The sequence below is a fragment of the Vibrio rotiferianus CAIM 577 = LMG 21460 genome, from assembly GCF_002741985.1.
Lineage (GTDB): Bacteria > Pseudomonadota > Gammaproteobacteria > Enterobacterales > Vibrionaceae > Vibrio > Vibrio rotiferianus.
Genome location: NZ_APHW01000036.1, coordinates 73,312 through 91,764 on the forward strand (window position 1 = coordinate 73,312; position 18,453 = coordinate 91,764).

An 18,453-nucleotide genomic window follows, 5' to 3' on the forward strand; every position below is an offset into this window, starting at 1 on the left:
ATCGAGTAATCCTTGACCTTACCTCAATGCGTAATTAACGCAAAGTGTGAATTAAGCCGAAAAAGAAAAAAGTGTGTCATCAGACCAGAGGTACGAGATAAAAAGGCAAAAAGAGCAATAAAAAAGGGAAGCTTATGCTTCCCTTGCTGGTGGAGATAGTGTGGCTTACTCACCGGTGTAAACAATCAGCACCTTGTCGTCTTGGTATTGGCGTTCGAATGCGTAGTAACCTTCTTGATTGCGAGTGATGTGCTTGCCTTGAGCAACCGCTGGGTGGCGTTTACGGAAATCCCCCAACTTTTGCCAATGCTGCAGTAAGTCTTCACGCTCGCCATTAATCTTATCCCATGGCATATCAGAGCGAGTGCCTTGGTGGGCGTCTGAACCAGTAATGCCAAAATCACGAGCTATCTCATCACCGTAATAGATCTGTACTGCACCCGGAGCCAGCATCAGAGCATTTGCTGCACGTGCTTGGTCATCAAAACTGCGGCTGCGTGCCGCCCAGAAAAGTTGAGTATCGTGTGAAGACAGGTAGCTCAACACATTGAACTCAGTGTCGCTGTTGATGCGTTCTGCATAGCGGCGGTAGTCTCCATCAAGCTGAGCAAAACACTTCAGTGCTTTTGGTGCGACATCAGATTGGAACTCGAAGTTGATGATGGAATCGAAGCCGTTATCGAAATACGGGCTCTTCACCACGCTGTGTGCCCATACTTCACCTGTCATCCAAAATGGCAGGTCATCTAGTGCTTTGTCTGGATTGTTTTGCTTCCACTGGGCAAGCGCTTGAGTGGTGCTGGCTTTCAACTCTGCCCACGCTTCCATTTCAACGTGTTTAGCGGTGTCGACGCGGAAGCCATCAATGCCATAGTCACGTACCCAGTCGGATAACCACGTAATCAGATGCTCACGCGGGGTTTGCAGTTCATCTTGCGCATTGGTGTCTTTATTGCGGAAGAAGTTTGGTAGTCCGGTTTTCTGAGTTGATTCGGTTTTGAGATCCGGTAAGTAGTTCAAAGACATGGTGATGTCGTTGTATCCCGGAGCATCGTAATCGCCAATGTCGGTGCGAAGCCAATCTTTGCCCCACCACTTTTCCCACGCTTCGCTATCACCGTATTTGATGTAATCGTTGAAGCTGTGCCAGCTTTGTCCCGATTTTGGCTGCCAGTCGGTCCATTTCTCACCAAGGATTTCTTTGGCTTCTTGGTCATCAAGGTAAAGCTGACCAAATCCGAACTCCTGCATGTCTGCTAATGTCGCGTAGCCAGTGTGGTTCATGACCACATCCCAAATCACGCGAATGCCTTTCTTATGCGCGGTATCGACAAAGGTTTTTAGTTCATCTTCGGTACCCATGTTGGCATCGAGTTTGGTCCAATCTTGATGGTAGTAACCGTGGTAGCCGTAGTGTTTAAAGTCGCCTTTATCGCCGCCGCCAACCCAACCATGGATTTGTTCCAGTGGTGAGGTTATCCAAATGGCGTTCACACCAAGAGATTCGATGTAATCGAGTTTTTTCGTCAGACCCGCTAAGTCTCCACCGTGGAAGGTACCAATCTCGTATTTGCCGTCTTTGCTGCGACCGTAGCTGTTGTCGTTGTCTGGGTTGCCATTGTAGAAGCGGTCGGTCATGACGAAGTACACCGTCGCGTTATCCCAGCTGAACGGTTTATCGGCTTGCTGTTCAACTTCTTCTAGGAGCAATAGACCTTGGCTCATAGGACCCGGCTGCATGGTGACGCTGCCATTGGCGACTGTGGATTCTTGTCCGGTTAAGGCATCACGAACGACAGTGCCATCATTAAAGGTTTGAGCAACGTTGATGGTTTTTGGCGCGTCAGTTGCGACAGGGCAAGAGTAGGTGATGTCCTGACTCTGCTTTGGTTTGATTTTTACCGTCAGCTCATTGGTGGTTGGATTGAGCGTAAATTGATAGGTATTGGCTTTGAAGATGCGCAGCGGCATTTGTGCATCAGTGGCGCAGTTATCCATTTTTAATGGACGATTGAATTTGATGCGGCTTTCTTCTGCTAGGGCAAAGCTACTGCCACAGCTCTGTTTGCTGTCGGCAATGGTAAAGGTGTAGCTACCTTTTTCCAGTTTTTGCTCTGCGATAAGTAGTCCTTCAGAGCTTTGTTCGAATACGGTAGTGTCGTCACCAACACTTAATACGATGGCATTTTCTGGAATCTGGCTGCAGGCGCTCAGTAGACCAATAGAGAGTGCGAGAATTGTTTTTTTCATTGTGTCCTTCCCCCGAATAAACAGCCCAGTTATAGCAAAACAGTGCCTCTACAATCCGAGCTCTGCACCGAGAAGTTAAATGCCTCTCACCCTACAAATTTTCGTATTGTTCACAAAATGAATAATAAATGCCGCTCACATCAGTTTGAAGGCAACAAAAAAGGGAAGCATCTGCTTCCCTTTTACTTATTTCTTAATCACTTCGAAGAGTAATGAATTACTTTTGAAGCAAAGAAATATCTGCGATCTGTAGGAACAGGTTACGCAGGTTGTTTAGTAGAGTCAGACGGTTCTTCTTAAGTGCTTCGTCGTCTGCCATTACCATTACGTTATCAAAGAACGCATCAACTGGTTCACGTAGGTCAGCTAGCTTGCTTAGCGCTTCTTGGTAGTTACCAGTTGCAAACGCTGGCTCTAGCGCTTCTGTCATTACTTCAACGCTTTCTGCTAGTGCTTTCTCTGCGTCTTCTTGTAGAAGTGCTAGATCGATGTCTGCTGCTAGTTCGCCGTCGAATTTCGCTAGGATGTTACCAACACGCTTGTTCGCTGCTGCTAGAGACTCTGCCGCTTCCAGTTCACGGAAGTGAGATACCGCTTTAACACGTTGGTCGAAGTCTGCTGGTTTAGTCGGACGACGCGCCAGTACTGCTTGAATGATGTCTACGCTGAAACCTTCGTCTTTGTACCATGCGTTGAAACGACCTAGCATGAAATCAATCACGTCTTGCTCAACATTCTCGTTAGTAAGTTTGTTACCAAACTGGACTTTCGATTCGCGGATTAGATCGACAAGGTCTAGGTTGTAGCCATTCTCAACGATAATACGCAGTACACCTAGTGATGCACGACGCAGTGCGAATGGATCCGAGCCCTTAGGTGCTTGACCAATACCGAAGATACCAACGATAGTGTCTAGCTTATCTGCCATTGCAACTGCTGAAGAGATGTTTGTGCTTGGTAGTTGGTCACCAGCAAAACGAGGCATGTATTGCTCGTAAAGCGCTAAAGCAACTTGCTCATCTTCACCGTCGTGCTTCGCGTAATGCATGCCCATTACACCTTGTGTATCCGTAAATTCGAATACCATAGAGGTCATTAGGTCACATTTCGCTAGTAGACCAGCACGTGTCGCTTTTTCTACATCAGCATCAATCTGTTTTGCAATGTAGCCAGCTAGTGCAGTGATGCGGTCTGTTTTGTCTTTGATCGTACCCAGTTGCTTTTGGAAGATCGCTTGCTCTAGTTCAGGCAGACGGTCGATAAGTGGACGCTTACGGTCTGTGTTGAAGAAGAACTCTGCGTCAGCAAGACGAGGACGAACCACTTTCTCGTTACCTTCGATTACGTAACGAGGCTCTTTTGATTCGATGTTCGATACGAAGATGAAGTTAGGTAGTAGCTTCTTGTTTTCGTCATAAACAGGGAAGTACTTCTGGTCACCTTTCATGGTGTAAACCAAAGCTTCAGAAGGCACTTTTAGGAACTCTTCTTCAAACTTCGCTGTTAGTACTACTGGCCATTCAACCAGAGATGTAACTTCTTCTACTAGGTCATCTTCTAGATCAGCGATACCGCCAACCGCTGCTGCCGCTTTTTGTGCGTCAGCTAGGATGATTGCTTTACGCGCTTCGTAATCTGCCATTACTTTGCCGCGCTCTTCTAGGATCGCAGGGTATTGCTCAGCAGAATCGATAGTGAACTCTTGCTCACCCATGAAGCGGTGACCACGGATAGTGCGGTGAGAAGCGACACCAAGGATCTCGCCTTCGATTAGGTCGCTGCCCATTAGCATGGTTAGCGTCTTAACTGGACGGATAAACTGAGTCGTTTTATTACCCCAACGCATTGGTTTTGCGATAGGTAGGTTTGCTAGTGCTTTCGCTGCAAGTTCAACTACGATGTCAGATGTTGGCTGACCTTTCACTTCTTGTTTGAACAGTAGCCATTCACCTTTGTCTGTTACCATGCGCTCTGCTTGGTCAACAGTGATGCCACAACCGCGTGCCCAGCCTTGAGCCGCTTTTGTTGGGTTGCCTTCTGCGTCAAACGCTGCAGAAACCGCAGGACCACGTTTTTCAACAACTTTGTCAGACTGGCTGTCTGCTAGTGCTGCTACTTTTAATGCAAGACGACGAGGTGCCGCGAACCATTTTACGCCTTCGTGAGCAAGCTCAGCGCCTTTTAGTTCTGCTTCGAAGTTTGCTGCGAATGCTTCAGCTAGAGTGCGAAGTTGCGTTGGTGGTAGCTCTTCTGTACCTAGCTCGATTAGAAATTCTTTTGCCATGTTACTCTACCCCTTACGCTTGTTCTTTCTTACACATTGGGAAGCCAAGAGCTTCACGCGATGCGTAGTATGCTTCTGCAACTGCTTTCGTCAGGTTGCGGATGCGCAGGATGTAACGTTGACGTTCAGTTACTGAGATCGCTTTACGTGCGTCTAGTAAGTTGAATGCGTGACCTGCTTTAAGGATGCGCTCGTAAGCTGGTAGTGGCAGTGGCTTTTCAAGCTCAAGCAGCTCTTTACACTCTTTTTCACATTGCTCAAAGAAGCTGAATAGGAATTCAACGTCAGCATGTTCAAAGTTGTAAGTCGATTGCTCTACTTCGTTTTGGTGGAAGATATCACCGTAAGTCACTTTGCTGCCATCTGGTGCGATGTTCCAAGTAAGATCGTAAACCGAATCTACTTCTTGGATGTACATTGCTAGACGTTCGATACCGTAAGTGATCTCACCTGTTACTGGTTTACACTCAAGGCCGCCAACTTGCTGGAAGTAAGTGAACTGAGTAACTTCCATGCCGTTTAGCCAAACTTCCCAGCCTAGACCCCATGCGCCTAGTGTTGGGTTTTCCCAGTTGTCTTCTACGAAACGGATGTCGTGTACAAGTGGGTCAATACCAAGTACTTCTAGAGAACCTAAGTACAACTCTTGAATATTGTCTGGCGATGGTTTTAGCGCTACTTGGAATTGGTAGTAGTGCTGAAGGCGGTTAGGGTTTTCACCGTAACGACCATCAGTAGGACGACGTGAAGGTTGTACGTAAGCTGTAGACATTGGCTCTGGGCCAAGTGCTCGTAGACATGTCATTGGGTGAGAGGTACCCGCACCTACTTCCATATCTAGCGGTTGAACAATGGTGCAACCATTTTGAGCCCAATAATCCTGCAGCGCGAGGATCATTCCCTGGAAGGTTTTGATATCGTATTTTTGCATAAGTCAGGTTCGCGCGATTCTCTTATTACTTGTGAAGTCATCTCTATTGTTGGGTTTTCTAGCCTCAACAGTGAGGATTCAAAGTAATGACGGTTGAATAAAATAACGATCAAGTATACCCAGATATTGAGCATGGGAGTAGAGCTAATCTTGATTAATTCGTGGGCAATTTTCTCCTTTAATGGATTTTTACCGCTTTATCTGCTGAATTTTTCCTAAAAGGGAGTTTTCGCTGGCTTTCACTCTTGAGGTGGTGGGGAAACATGGCTAGAATTGCGCCTGTCTTTGGGGAGTAGCTTACTCGATGAAATGTCTGTTTCATCCGGTTCGTTCGTCAACATAATTGGTGCAAAATCACCATGGCGCTCGAGACTCATCAGCCTGATGGGTTTAGCAAGACCTTAGACAAATCATCACGAACCGGGGTGGGGCGTGAGGTTTGTCTATGGTTAAAAATAATTATCCCGCCCCAATGAGCATGTCGTGAGCGTTTTAGCTATTTCAATTACTACTGTAGCGTTAGCAGAAATTGGCGATAAGACCCAATTGCTATCTCTATTGCTTGCCAGTCGTTACCGCAAGCCAATCCCAATTATTGCAGCAATCTTTTTGGCAACGATTGCCAACCACGCTTTGGCTGCATGGTTAGGTGTGGTTGTGGCCGATTACCTTTCACCAGAAGTCCTTAAGTGGGTGCTAGTGGTCAGTTTTGTCGCTATGGCGGCTTGGGTACTGATCCCTGATAAGTTAGATGATGACGAGCAGATCTCTAACCGAGGCCCATTCATTGCGAGTTTTATTGCTTTCTTCGTTGCGGAGATTGGCGACAAAACTCAGATCGCCACTTCTATCTTGGGTGCGCAATACGCAGATGCATTGAGTTGGGTGATTCTTGGTACCACGATCGGTATGCTGCTTGCCAACGTTCCTGTGGTTTTAATCGGCAAACTCTCGGCGGATAAGATGCCTTTAGGGTTGATTCGTAAGGTGACCGCATTCCTGTTTATCGCGCTAGCCATCGGAGCGGCATTGTTCTGATTCATTGCACATAAAATGGTCTGAATTATCAATAACTAGTGAAGTAATGCGCGAGTTCAAACTCTGGCTCAAAATCATTCAAGACCGTGACGGGTGACATATTAGTGGCCATACTTGTCATGGTACTTTAATGGTGTGAATGATGGCGAGAGGGCAAGTTTATGCTTACACGTTATATGGGGATGTCCCCAAAGAGTCAGAGTTATTTATTCACCTTTGGTTTGGCGCTGTGCTTGTTGGCGATGGTGCTGACTGATATGTGGTTGCCGATTGTGGCAGGGACCTTCATTCTTACCGGCTTAACGGTAGAAGCATGGATTCGGGTCGCGCATATTATTCCTATGCACGAAGAGATGCGTGCAATGAGAAAACAATTAAATAAGCTACAATCTGAACTTCGCACACTAGAATACGATGAATAAACAAACGGCAGCCTTTGGGCTGCCGTTTTTGATCTTGCTGAGATTATTCCAAACCTTTCTTAATTAGATATTGGTATGGAAGCTGTTCTGTTTGCGCTGCAACCAACTGGTGGTCCATAAATCGACAGAAACTTGGGATATCTCGAGTCGTGGATGGGTCGTCTGCCTTTACCAGCAATACCTCACCATCTTGCATGTTTCGAATTGTCTTCCTGACCATCATTACTGGCTCTGGGCAGCGTAATCCTTCCGCCTCTAATGTCTTGGTCGCCAGTTCAGGATTAAAACTCATAATGTGATTCTCGTAACTAACTTAGCGGTGAATTTTACTTTCGTTGAAAAAATATTCAATAACCACTTGGCAAAGTAATTTTTTTGTTTTACCTTAAATTAACAATTTGGTAACAACTGGCAAGGAGAGACGATGTTAACAGCGTTAGACAGACTAACCATCTATTCGGTTTCATGTTTCATCTCGTTTTGTGCATTAGTGCTTCGAACGCCAGCTGAAACCTCATTGATGCCTCTTTTAGGCATGAGTGCAACCATTATTGGGATTTGGATTGAGATGCACAAATGGTCAGGTGCATCTGAGCAAGAAAATTAGCGCTTCTTGCTGTAATCGGAACCCATTGATATACCGCTCACCAAGTTTTACGACACTTCATTCCGACACTATCCCCATTTTTCTTGGGCTTCCCCGCTGAAAGGCGGGATTTTTTTTGCCTGAAGAGTACAATTTATCTAAATCCCCAACATGGTAAGTGGCAAATCGTGGAATTAGAAGACATCTACCGTAGAGATCTGAACTTATTGGTTGCACTACGTGTGTTGATTGAAGAGAGCAGCGTCAGTAAAGCCGCCACTCGTTTGAATTTGAGCCAATCGGCTATGAGTCGTGTGCTAGGGCGTTTACGTGATCTGCTTGGTGACCCACTGTTTACGCGCCAAGGTCAGCACTTGATCCCAACCCAGAAAGCGTTAGAAATTGATCGCTCTTTGGGTGAGCCTTTGGAGTCACTACGCCAATTGCTGTCTCCACGTGAGTTTGATCCACGCAGTTGCGATCAGACGTTTAATATCGCCACGACTGACTACGCGATGCAAACCATTCTGCCCTTCGCTCTGCCACGTATTTATCAAGAAGCACCGAACGTGTCGTTTAACTTCTTGCCATTGCAACACGACCGCTTGTCTGATCAATTAACATATGAAGGCGCGGACTTAGCTATTTGTCGCCCTACAGGTCCTGTGGAGCCACTACGCAGTGAAGTGTTAGGACGAGTCGGTGTGTTATGTATGCTCTCCAAGCAACATCCATTAGCCGATAAAGAGATGAGTCTGGATGATTATCTTAGTCATCCGCATGCCATGATTGCCATCAGTGATGGGGTTAAAGCGCTGATTGAGCAAGCGCTGGTGGAGAAACCGCAACGTCAGATGGTATTGCGTGCTTATCACTTGGAAGCGGCGCTGGCGATTGTCGATACTCTGCCAATTATCATTACCGTACCGGCCGATTTAGCGTACTTGGTTGCTGATCGCTATGACTTAGTTGTGAAGCCATTACCATTCCAATTCACGCCGTTTGAATATTCGATGATTTGGCATGCGCGTTGCGAGCACTCTCCCGCTCAAGAATGGTTGCGTGCCGTGGTTCGTGAAGAATGTAGCCGTCTTATTGCCAAACGAATTGAAGATATGGGATTGGACTAACTTTTCCTAAAATCCAAATAGCAAAAAGCCGAGTGATGACCCGGCTTTGTTTATTCTATTAAAGAGTTAACGCTTATAGCTTGATAACCACACGACCAGTCACTTGACCGTTTGTGATGTCTTCAGCGTATTTTGGTGCTTCTGCTAGCTCTACCTCAGTACAAGCTTGTTCGAAGTAGCTGTCTGGTAGTAGCTCAACCAATTTTTCCCATGCTGCAGTACGTTTTTCAAATGGGCATGAAACAGAATCCACACCTTGTAGACGAACGTTACGTAGAATGAATGGCATCACTGTGGTTGGTAGATCGAAGCCACCTGCAAGACCACAAGCCGCAACGGCACTGTTGTAATCCATTTGCGCCAATACTTTTGCTAGTACTTTGCTGCCTACAGTATCAACGGCACCTGCCCATACTTGTTTTTCAAGCGGACGTGCTGGCTCTTCAAATTCAATACGGTCGATGATGCGACTAGCACCTAGCTTTTCCAGTAGCGGACCATTTTGTTCAACACGACCTGTCACGGCTGCCACTTTGTAGCCAAGCTGTGCTAGAAGCGTTACGGCTACTGAGCCTACACCGCCACTTGCGCCAGTTACTAGGATTTCGCCATTTTCAGGTTTGATGCCTGCATCAAGCAGTGCTTGAACACATAGCATGCCAGTGAAGCCAGCAGTACCCACCATCATTGCTTTCTTGCTGTCCAGACCTTTTGGTAGTGGTACTAGCCAATCCGCTTTTAGACGAGCACGTTGAGACATACCGCCCCAATGGTTTTCACCTACACCCCAACCAGTAAGAACAACTTTGTCGCCTGCTTGGTAGCGCTCGTCTTCTGAGCTTACTACCGTACCTGCTAGGTCAATACCCGGCACCATCGGGAAGTTACGGATGATTTTACCTTTACCTGTGATCGCAAGGCCGTCTTTGTAGTTCAACGATGAGTAATCAACGTCAATCAGAACGTCGCCTTCAGGCAATTGTGTTTCATCGATTTGCTCGATGTTAGCGATAGTACGTTTGTCTTCTTGATTTAGAACTAGAGCATTAAACATAAGGTTCTCCGATTGTGCGGTAGCGTGACTCTGGGTCACATGCAGCAAGATATCAACTGCTGCTAAGTGTATGTCTTCTTTGTCTATGAATAAAATGAAACTTGAGCATTTAATGTATGCTTTTTGTGCATGTGAGCAATGTTTGGCGTAAAACAAAGGGCGACATCAGATGCCGCCCTTAAGTGTAAACCTAAAACTTTTCAGTATTGGTGTATTTGCTCGTGATTGTTGAATTGAACACTACAACCTAGTGTTTCTTCAACAAACTATGGTCGTTCAAATACCGTCGCAATACCTTGGCCTAAACCGATACACATGGTTGCCAGACCGTATTTCGCGTCTTTCGCTTCCATAAGGTTGATTAGCGTGGTTGAGATACGTGAGCCAGAACAACCAAGCGGGTGACCCAATGCAATCGCACCACCGTTAAGGTTGACCTTCTCATCCATCACATCAAGCAGACCCAAGTCTTTAGCACATGGTAGAGATTGCGCTGCAAACGCTTCGTTTAGCTCAACCACATCCATGTCTTCAATTGAAAGACCAGCTCGCTTGAGCGCTTTTTGCGTCGCAGGTACAGGGCCGTAACCCATAATGGAAGGATCGCAACCCGCAATCGCCATGCCTTTAATGCGTGCGCGGATCTTCAAACCAAGTTCATTGGCTTTCTCTTCACTCATGATCAGCATCGCGGAAGCACCATCAGACAGTGCCGATGATGTGCCCGCTGTTACTGTCCCGTTTGCTGGGTCGAAAACAGGACGAAGTTGAGACAGACCTTCAACGGATGTTTCAGGGCGAATCACTTCATCGTAATCCAGAGTGAACAGCGTGCCGTCAGCGGCATGCCCTTCAATTGGTAGGATTTCGTTTTTAAAACGACCCTCTACCGTTGCAGCATGTGCACGAGCATGAGAACGTGCAGCAAACTCGTCTTGTTGCTCACGGCTAATGCCATGCAGCTTACCAAGCATTTCAGCGGTTAAGCCCATCATGCCTGCTGCTTTTGCAACTGTCTTTGACATGCCAGGGTGGAAGTCCACGCCGTGGTTCATTGGTACGTGTCCCATGTGCTCAACACCACCAATTAGGCAGATTTCAGCGTCACCTGTCATGATGGCACGTGTACCGTCGTGAAGCGCTTGCATTGATGAACCACACAAGCGGTTCACCGTCACGGCGCCAATCTCAATTGGTAGGCCAGCAAGCAGCGCTGCATTACGAGCAACGTTAAAGCCTTGCTCTAGTGTTTGTTGTACACAGCCCCAGTAGATATCTTCAATCTCACTTGGGTTCACCTGTGGGTTACGCGCAAGAATGCCCTTCATCAGGCGCGCAGATAGATCTTCTGCTCGAGTATGACGGAAAGCACCACCTTTAGAGCGACCCATTGGCGTACGTAGACAGTCGACTACGACAACATTTCTTGTTTGATTAGTCATTTTAGAATCCCTCCTTAGATAGAACCTTGCTGTTGTGCACCGTAAAAGCTTTCACCTTTCGCCGCCATATCAATCAGCATCTGTGGTACTTGGTACATAGCACCAAGCTCTGAGTATTGTTTTGCCATTGCAACAAACTCAGCAATACCTACGCTATCTAGGTAGCGGAATACGCCACCGCGGAATGGAGGGAAACCAAGACCGTAAACCAGAGCCATATCCGCTTCTTGTGGAGTGGCAATGATGCCTTCTTGTAGACACAGTACCACTTCGTTGATCATTGGAATCATCATACGTTGAATGATGGTCTGATCGTCAAAGTCCTGCTTATCGGCACAAACGTCAGCGAGCACCGGCAAGATCTCTTCAGAGAAGGTTTTCTTCGGCTTACCTTTTCTATCTATGGTGTAGCTGTAGAAGCCACTGCCATTCTTCTGACCGTATTTGCTTGCTTCGAACAGTGCATCGATCGCGTCACGACCTTGTTTACCCATACGCTCTGGGAAACCTTGCGCCATAACGGCTTGTGCGTGGTGAGCAGTATCAATACCAACGACATCGAGCAAGTATGCAGGTCCCATCGGCCAGCCAAACTTACGTTCCATGACTTTGTCGATTTTCGTAAAGTCCGCGCCATCACGAAGTAGCATGCTAAAGCCACCAAAGTATGGGAACAATACGCGGTTTACAAAGAACCCAGGGCAGTCATTGACGACAATTGGTGATTTGCCCATTTTCGCTGCGTAGGCGACAACACGATTGATGGTTTCATCAGAGGTATGTTCACCACGGATGATCTCAACAAGAGGCATGCGGTGCACTGGGTTGAAGAAGTGCATGCCACAGAAGTTTTCTGGACGTTTTAGCGATTTCGCTAATAGATTGATTGGAATCGTCGAGGTGTTTGAGGTGATAACTGTGTCTTCACCGACATGTGATTCGACTTCACTCAAAACTGCTGCTTTTACTTTCGGGTTTTCTACTACGGCTTCAACAATCACGTCTGATTCTTCGATGCCTGCGTAATGTAGGCTCGGTGTGATAGACGCTAAAATACCAGCCATCTTAAAGCCATCAATACGACCACGAGATAAGCGTTTATTCAGTAGCTTAGATGCTTCAGTCATGCCTAAATCGAGTGAAGGTTGCGCGATGTCTTTCATTAACACCGGCACGCCTTTTAATGCAGATTGGTAAGCGATGCCGCCGCCCATGATACCTGCACCAAGCACAGCTGCACGTTGCGTGTCTTTACTCGCTGACTTAGCTGATTTTTTAGCAAGCCCTTTGATGTATTGGTCGTTGAGGAATAAACCAACCAGTGATTTTGCTTCTTCAGACTTAGCCAGTTTTACGAAGTGCTTACGTTCAATGTCGAGTGCTTCGTTACGAGCAAAGCGAGCGCCTTCTTCAATAGTAATAACGGCTGTCATTGGTGCAGGGTAGTGAGGACCTGCTTTTTGTGCCACTAGACCCTTCGCCATGGTAAAGCTCATCATTGATTCGAGCTTACTTAGCGTAAGTGGTGATGTCTTTTGCTTACGACGAGCTTGCCAGTCCAACTTCTCGTTGATTGCGGAGGTCAGTGTCTTGAGTGCTGACTCGTAAAGTGCGTCGCTGTCGACAACCGCATCCAGAAGACCAATCTTTAATGCCTCATCCGCACGACACGCTTTGCCTTGTGTGATCACTTCCATCGCACTGTCGGCGCCAATAACACGTGGCAGACGCACACAACCACCAAAGCCCGGCATGATACCCAGTTTTGTTTCTGGCAGACCGATGCTGGTGGTCTTGTCACCAATTCGCATGTCAGTTGCAAGCACGCACTCACAACCGCCACCTAACGTGTGACCTTTTAGTACCGAGATAGTCGGGACCGGTAAGTCTTCCAGCTTGTTAAAGATGCTGTTAGCAAATTGCAGCCACTGATCGAGTTCAGCGTCTGTCTTAGCGAAAAGACCTAAGAATTCGGTGATATCAGCGCCAACAATGAACGCGTCTTTATCTGAGGTGAGCATCAAGCCCTTCAGTCCTTGGTGCGCTTTTAGTGCATCAAGGGCTTTGTCGAGTGACTCTAGTGTCGCTAGGTCGAGCTTGTTAACGGATTTTGGAGAGCAGAAGCTTAGTTCTGCAATACCATCTTGTACTTCCTTTACCTGTAGGGTTTCGGCTTGGTAAATCATTGTCTATCTCCATGACATACAATCTTGGATTGTCTGTATACCGATTTGATGCGGGCTGAGCGCCTGTAGGGCAACAAATAGATATAGAGGAAAGTCGTTATATTTGTTGTTCTGGTTTGACCAGTGGAGTTAGTTTGGACCTCGGATTGGTTAATTTCAATACATTTTTTAAACAAGTGTTTAACATTGTGCGCTGGTGCAGATCTTATGCGACTCACAATTCCGTCTCGTGATAGACTTTGAACAAAGAGAAAAGTGACCTAATCCTATGAATGACCTGCCTTATCTGATTCCTGCCCAGCCCACTCAATTTGAAGAAGAGATCAAAAAGAGTGTCTTTATTACTTACTTAGCTCATACGCCCAGCGTGGAAGCTGCGAAGGCATTCGTTGAGCAGATCAAAACCAAACACTCTGATGCAAGGCATAACTGCTGGGGATTTGTTGCTGGTCGACCAGAAGATTCGATGAAGTGGGGCTTTAGTGATGATGGAGAGCCATCAGGGACGGCTGGTAAACCGATCCTCGCTCAGCTGTCTGGCTCTGGAGTTGGTGAGATCACCGCGGTGGTTACTCGATATTCTGGCGGCATCAAGCTTGGTACGGGTGGTTTGGTCAAAGCTTATGGTGGTGGTGTGCAACAAGCGCTCAAGCTGCTTCAAACAATTGAGAAAAAAATAACCACAAAACTCCGACTAGAGTTAGACTATGGGTTTATGCCTATCGCACAGTCACTCATGCCCCAGTTTGGCGCGGTTGAAGTGGATGCTGAATACAGCGATCAGGTGGTATTAGTGGTGGAAATTGAGCTACGTGAAGTGAGCGCGTTTACCCAAGCTATCATCAACAAAAGTGGTGCAAAGGCAGTTGTCACCCCACTAGACGGACAATAATGAAAAATAGGAAGCCACAGGGACAGCTTCGCTAGTCAATCAATCCATGCAATTTCGTTCAATTATTCGAATCGTCGGGCTATTGCTCGCGCTTTTTAGTGTCACAATGCTCGCACCAGCACTGGTAGCGCTTATCTATCGGGATGGTGCCGGTGTACCATTTGTCACGACTTTCTTCGTGCTTTTATTGTGTGGTGGGATATGTTGGTTCCCAAACCGCAGGCACAAGCATGAGCTAAAAGCGCGTGATGGCTTTCTTATAGTGGTTCTTTTCTGGACCGTACTTGGTAGTGCAGGCTCTATCCCTTTTCTGATCTCAGATAATCCCAATATATCTGTGACTGATGCATTTTTTGAGTCTTTCTCTGCCTTAACGACTACTGGCGCGACGGTTATTGTCGGACTGGACGAACTACCAAAAGCGATTCTCTTTTATCGCCAGCTTCTACAGTGGTTTGGTGGTATGGGTATCATCGTATTGGCGGTAGCGATTCTTCCTGTTCTTGGTATCGGTGGTATGCAGCTGTATCGAGCTGAAATACCGGGTCCAGTCAAAGACACTAAGATGACTCCACGTATTGCAGAAACAGCAAAAGCGCTGTGGTACATCTACTTAAGTTTGACCATCGCGTGTGCTGTGGCGTTTTGGTTGGCGGGCATGACGCCATTTGATGCCATTAGTCACAGCTTCTCAACCATTGCTATTGGTGGTTTCTCTACCCACGATGCCAGCATGGGCTATTTCGATAGCTATGCGATTAACATGATTACCGTTGTCTTCTTGTTGATTTCGGCATGTAACTACTCTTTGCACTTCGCCGCATTTGCGTCTGGCGGCGTGCATCCTAAATATTATTGGAAAGATCCAGAGTTCCGCGCCTTCATCTTTATACAAGTTGTCCTGTTTTTAGTGTGCTTCTTATTATTATTGAACCACCACTCGTATGACTCGCCATATGACGCTTTTGACCAAGCGCTCTTCCAAACCGTGTCTATATCTACAACTGCAGGTTTTACAACGACCGGCTTTGCTGATTGGCCATTGTTCTTACCAGTGTTGCTATTGTTCTCTTCTTTTATAGGTGGCTGTGCTGGTTCGACAGGCGGCGGCATGAAAGTGATCCGTATTTTGCTACTGACTTTACAAGGTGCGCGTGAGCTAAAGCGTTTGGTTCACCCGCGTGCGGTTTACACCATTAAAGTAGGTGGTAGTGCGCTACCGCAACGTGTCGTTGATGCGGTGTGGGGGTTCTTCTCTGCATATGCACTGGTATTTGTGGTTTGTATGTTGGGTTTGATTGCAACTGGGATGGACGAGCTAAGTGCGTTCTCGGCGGTGGCGGCGACTCTAAACAACCTCGGCCCAGGTTTGGGGGAAGTGGCACTTCACTTTGGTGACGTGAATGACAAAGCAAAATGGGTATTGATTGTTTCTATGCTGTTTGGCCGCTTGGAAATCTTTACCTTACTTATTCTACTTACGCCGACGTTTTGGCGTAGCTAAGGGGAAATCGTGGCAAAAGCGTTATTTCTATACTCTTCCCGTGAAGGGCAGACAAAAAAAATTCTCCACTATATAGATGAGCAACTACCAGACTTCGATTGTGAGCTGGTGGATTTACATAATGTAGAGACGATTGATTTTAGCCTATACGACAGAGTACTGATTGGAGCTTCTATTCGTTATGGCCACCTTAATAAGAAGCTATACCAGTTTATTGAGCGAAACCTAGGTCAGCTAGAGCAAAGTAAAGTGGCGTTTTTCTGCGTAAACCTTACTGCTCGTAAAGAAGACCAAGGAAAGGATACGCCAGAAGGCAGCGCTTACATTCGCAAGTTCCTAATTAAGTCACCTTGGAAGCCAACGTTAATAGGTGTGTTCGCTGGTGCACTTTATTACCCACGTTATAGTTGGTTCGACAAAACCATGATCAAGTTTATTATGTCGATGACAGGTGGTGAAACCGATACAACCAAAGAAGTTGAATACACCAATTGGGAAAAAGTGGCTCTTTTCGCAGATAAATTCAAAGAACTGTAGAAATAACGTGCTTTTTTGACTGCCTTTGATGGATTTTTGCTCGAACAATAAAAAAATCAAATAAAACGTCAAAAAGGGCTTGCCAATGTGATCGCAATCTCTATAATGCCACCTCGCTGACACGGCAACGCTTCGAAAGAAACGAGGTTGAGTTGGCAAGCCAATTAGCCAAGCGGAAACGCTTGAAAAAAGTTTGAAAAAAGTGATTGACACTAAACTTTAACTCGCTAAAATGGCCGTCCGATTTGAGCAAAGCTCAATAGGAAAGCTCTTTAACAATATAGACCTATCAATCTGTGTGGGCACTCGTTGATGATAATCCAATTAGATACTTCGGTATCAAATTAGGTTTCAATGAAACGAAGTGACCATTGAGTCGAAAGACTCAGCACAGTCAATTCAAACATTACTTATGTAATGTTCAGTATTCATTGAGCCGAACAAAGTCTTAAATTGAAGAGTTTGATCATGGCTCAGATTGAACGCTGGCGGCAGGCCTAACACATGCAAGTCGAGCGGAAACGAGTTATCTGAACCTTCGGGGGACGATAACGGCGTCGAGCGGCGGACGGGTGAGTAATGCCTAGGAAATTGCCCTGATGTGGGGGATAACCATTGGAAACGATGGCTAATACCGCATAATGCCTACGGGCCAAAGAGGGGGACCTTCGGGCCTCTCGCGTCAGGATATGCCTAGGTGGGATTAGCTAGTTGGTGAGGTAATGGCTCACCAAGGCGACGATCCCTAGCTGGTCTGAGAGGATGATCAGCCACACTGGAACTGAGACACGGTCCAGACTCCTACGGGAGGCAGCAGTGGGGAATATTGCACAATGGGCGCAAGCCTGATGCAGCCATGCCGCGTGTGTGAAGAAGGCCTTCGGGTTGTAAAGCACTTTCAGTCGTGAGGAAGGTAGTGTAGTTAATAGCTGCATTATTTGACGTTAGCGACAGAAGAAGCACCGGCTAACTCCGTGCCAGCAGCCGCGGTAATACGGAGGGTGCGAGCGTTAATCGGAATTACTGGGCGTAAAGCGCATGCAGGTGGTTTGTTAAGTCAGATGTGAAAGCCCGGGGCTCAACCTCGGAATTGCATTTGAAACTGGCAGACTAGAGTACTGTAGAGGGGGGGTAGAATTTCAGGTGTAGCGGTGAAATGCGTAGAGATCTGAAGGAATACCGGTGGCGAAGGCGGCCCCCTGGACAGATACTGACACTCAGATGCGAAAGCGTGGGGAGCAAACAGGATTAGATACCCTGGTAGTCCACGCCGTAAACGATGTCTACTTGGAGGTTGTGGCCTTGAGCCGTGGCTTTCGGAGCTAACGCGTTAAGTAGACCGCCTGGGGAGTACGGTCGCAAGATTAAAACTCAAATGAATTGACGGGGGCCCGCACAAGCGGTGGAGCATGTGGTTTAATTCGATGCAACGCGAAGAACCTTACCTACTCTTGACATCCAGAGAACTTTCCAGAGATGGATTGGTGCCTTCGGGAACTCTGAGACAGGTGCTGCATGGCTGTCGTCAGCTCGTGTTGTGAAATGTTGGGTTAAGTCCCGCAACGAGCGCAACCCTTATCCTTGTTTGCCAGCGAGTAATGTCGGGAACTCCAGGGAGACTGCCGGTGATAAACCGGAGGAAGGTGGGGACGACGTCAAGTCATCATGGCCCTTACGAGTAGGGCTACACACGTGCTACAATGGCGCATACAGAGGGCAGCCAACTTGCGAGAGTGAGCGAATCCCAAAAAGTGCGTCGTAGTCCGGATCGGAGTCTGCAACTCGACTCCGTGAAGTCGGAATCGCTAGTAATCGTGGATCAGAATGCCACGGTGAATACGTTCCCGGGCCTTGTACACACCGCCCGTCACACCATGGGAGTGGGCTGCAAAAGAAGTAGGTAGTTTAACCTTCGGGAGGACGCTTACCACTTTGTGGTTCATGACTGGGGTGAAGTCGTAACAAGGTAGCGCTAGGGGAACCTGGCGCTGGATCACCTCCTTATACGATGATTATTCACGATGAGTGTCCACACAGATTGATAGTTCACAAGCGAAAGCTTGTAGCTAACATAGCTCTTTAACAATTTGGAAAGCTGACAAATCAACAATTTATTGTTGATTGTAAAGTTCTCAATGTTTGTCTTTAAGACAAACACCAATACAACACATTCAAGTGTTCTTGGCTTTTGTCTTAC

Annotated in this window: 14 protein-coding genes and 1 rRNA gene; 8 read left to right on the plus strand and 7 right to left on the minus strand. The window is 46.9% G+C overall.

Translation table 11 applies throughout. The features are described from left to right. Positions 1 to 165: 165 nt before the first annotated feature. The 3 genes from B853_RS15330 to glyQ form a co-directional block, all read right to left on the minus strand. Entirely contained in the window at positions 166 to 2,250 is a 2,085-nt protein-coding gene (locus B853_RS15330; RefSeq protein ID WP_128826912.1) for an alpha-amylase, read from the minus strand. A gap of 217 nt (positions 2,251 to 2,467) precedes the next feature. Then, a complete protein-coding gene (gene glyS / locus B853_RS15335) occupies positions 2,468 to 4,534 on the minus strand; it encodes a glycine--tRNA ligase subunit beta (protein ID WP_038885248.1) in 2,067 nt (688 codons plus the stop codon). Between the two features lie 13 nt (positions 4,535 to 4,547). Next, the gene (gene glyQ, locus B853_RS15340) at positions 4,548 to 5,465 is read right to left on the minus strand and encodes a glycine--tRNA ligase subunit alpha (protein WP_038885249.1); all 918 of its coding nucleotides are present in this window, start codon (positions 5,463 to 5,465) and stop codon (positions 4,548 to 4,550) included. 483 nt (positions 5,466 to 5,948) lie between these two features. Between glyQ and B853_RS15345 the strand changes: the two genes are divergently transcribed. Together B853_RS15345 and B853_RS15350 are read left to right on the plus strand one after the other, a co-directional pair. Then, entirely contained in the window at positions 5,949 to 6,503 is a 555-nt protein-coding gene (locus tag B853_RS15345) for a TMEM165/GDT1 family protein (RefSeq protein ID WP_010444803.1), read from the plus strand. Between the two features lie 161 nt (positions 6,504 to 6,664). Continuing rightward, positions 6,665 to 6,925, plus strand: coding sequence for a hypothetical protein (locus B853_RS15350; protein ID WP_038885251.1), 261 nt, complete (start codon positions 6,665 to 6,667; stop codon positions 6,923 to 6,925). Between the two features lie 43 nt (positions 6,926 to 6,968). Here B853_RS15350 and tusA read toward each other — a convergent pair whose 3' ends face one another. Then, positions 6,969 to 7,217 (minus strand): sulfurtransferase TusA, encoded by a 249-nt coding sequence (gene tusA / locus B853_RS15355; protein WP_010444805.1) that lies wholly within the window; start codon positions 7,215 to 7,217, stop codon positions 6,969 to 6,971. Between the two features lie 132 nt (positions 7,218 to 7,349). Here tusA and B853_RS15360 point away from each other — a divergent pair, with 132 nt between their 5' ends. Both B853_RS15360 and B853_RS15365 read left to right on the plus strand, forming a co-directional pair. Then, the gene (locus B853_RS15360; protein WP_038885252.1) at positions 7,350 to 7,532 is read left to right on the plus strand and encodes a hypothetical protein; all 183 of its coding nucleotides are present in this window, start codon (positions 7,350 to 7,352) and stop codon (positions 7,530 to 7,532) included. 167 nt (positions 7,533 to 7,699) lie between these two features. Further along, positions 7,700 to 8,641 (plus strand): LysR family transcriptional regulator, encoded by a 942-nt coding sequence (locus tag B853_RS15365; protein ID WP_009708063.1) that lies wholly within the window; start codon positions 7,700 to 7,702, stop codon positions 8,639 to 8,641. Positions 8,642 to 8,714: 73 nt separating this feature from the next. Here B853_RS15365 and acuI read toward each other — a convergent pair whose 3' ends face one another. The 3 genes from acuI to fadB form a co-directional block, all read right to left on the minus strand. After that, positions 8,715 to 9,695, minus strand: a complete 981-nt coding sequence (gene acuI / locus B853_RS15370; protein WP_038885253.1) for an acrylyl-CoA reductase (NADPH) — start codon at positions 9,693 to 9,695, stop codon at positions 8,715 to 8,717. A gap of 266 nt (positions 9,696 to 9,961) precedes the next feature. Then, positions 9,962 to 11,137 (minus strand): acetyl-CoA C-acyltransferase FadA, encoded by a 1,176-nt coding sequence (fadA, locus tag B853_RS15375; protein WP_005426042.1) that lies wholly within the window; start codon positions 11,135 to 11,137, stop codon positions 9,962 to 9,964. A 14-nt stretch (positions 11,138 to 11,151) separates the two neighbouring features. Beyond that, positions 11,152 to 13,323, minus strand: a complete 2,172-nt coding sequence (gene fadB / locus B853_RS15380; protein WP_038885254.1) for a fatty acid oxidation complex subunit alpha FadB — start codon at positions 13,321 to 13,323, stop codon at positions 11,152 to 11,154. 268 nt (positions 13,324 to 13,591) lie between these two features. Here fadB and B853_RS15385 point away from each other — a divergent pair, with 268 nt between their 5' ends. The 4 genes from B853_RS15385 (at position 13,592) to B853_RS15405 (ending at position 18,260) form a co-directional block, all read left to right on the plus strand. Further along, positions 13,592 to 14,215: a YigZ family protein gene (locus B853_RS15385; RefSeq protein WP_038885255.1), complete on the plus strand. Its 624-nt coding sequence runs from the start codon at positions 13,592 to 13,594 to the stop codon at positions 14,213 to 14,215. A 46-nt stretch (positions 14,216 to 14,261) separates the two neighbouring features. Continuing rightward, entirely contained in the window at positions 14,262 to 15,719 is a 1,458-nt protein-coding gene (locus tag B853_RS15390; protein ID WP_038885256.1) for a TrkH family potassium uptake protein, read from the plus strand. Positions 15,720 to 15,728: 9 nt separating this feature from the next. Then, positions 15,729 to 16,256, plus strand: coding sequence for a menaquinone-dependent protoporphyrinogen IX dehydrogenase (hemG, locus tag B853_RS15395; protein WP_038885257.1), 528 nt, complete (start codon positions 15,729 to 15,731; stop codon positions 16,254 to 16,256). A 450-nt stretch (positions 16,257 to 16,706) separates the two neighbouring features. Beyond that, positions 16,707 to 18,260: ribosomal RNA gene (locus tag B853_RS15405) — 16S ribosomal RNA — on the plus strand. Positions 18,261 to 18,453: the final 193 nt, after the last annotated feature.

Bases quoted from the DNA above. Each gene is read 5' to 3' on its own strand.
- B853_RS15330 (WP_128826912.1), bottom strand. From the start codon at position 2,250: ATGAAAAAAACAATTCTCGCACTCTCTATTGGTCTACTGAGCGCCTGC.
- glyS (WP_038885248.1), bottom strand. From the start codon at position 4,534: ATGGCAAAAGAATTTCTAATCGAGCTAGGTACAGAAGAGCTACCACCA.
- glyQ (WP_038885249.1), bottom strand. From the start codon at position 5,465: ATGCAAAAATACGATATCAAAACCTTCCAGGGAATGATCCTCGCGCTG.
- B853_RS15350 (WP_038885251.1), top strand. From the start codon at position 6,665: ATGCTTACACGTTATATGGGGATGTCCCCAAAGAGTCAGAGTTATTTA.
- tusA (WP_010444805.1), bottom strand. From the start codon at position 7,217: ATGAGTTTTAATCCTGAACTGGCGACCAAGACATTAGAGGCGGAAGGA.
- B853_RS15360 (WP_038885252.1), top strand. From the start codon at position 7,350: ATGTTAACAGCGTTAGACAGACTAACCATCTATTCGGTTTCATGTTTC.
- acuI (WP_038885253.1), bottom strand. From the start codon at position 9,695: ATGTTTAATGCTCTAGTTCTAAATCAAGAAGACAAACGTACTATCGCT.
- fadA (WP_005426042.1), bottom strand. From the start codon at position 11,137: ATGACTAATCAAACAAGAAATGTTGTCGTAGTCGACTGTCTACGTACG.
- fadB (WP_038885254.1), bottom strand. From the start codon at position 13,323: ATGATTTACCAAGCCGAAACCCTACAGGTAAAGGAAGTACAAGATGGT.
- B853_RS15385 (WP_038885255.1), top strand. From the start codon at position 13,592: ATGAATGACCTGCCTTATCTGATTCCTGCCCAGCCCACTCAATTTGAA.
- B853_RS15390 (WP_038885256.1), top strand. From the start codon at position 14,262: ATGCAATTTCGTTCAATTATTCGAATCGTCGGGCTATTGCTCGCGCTT.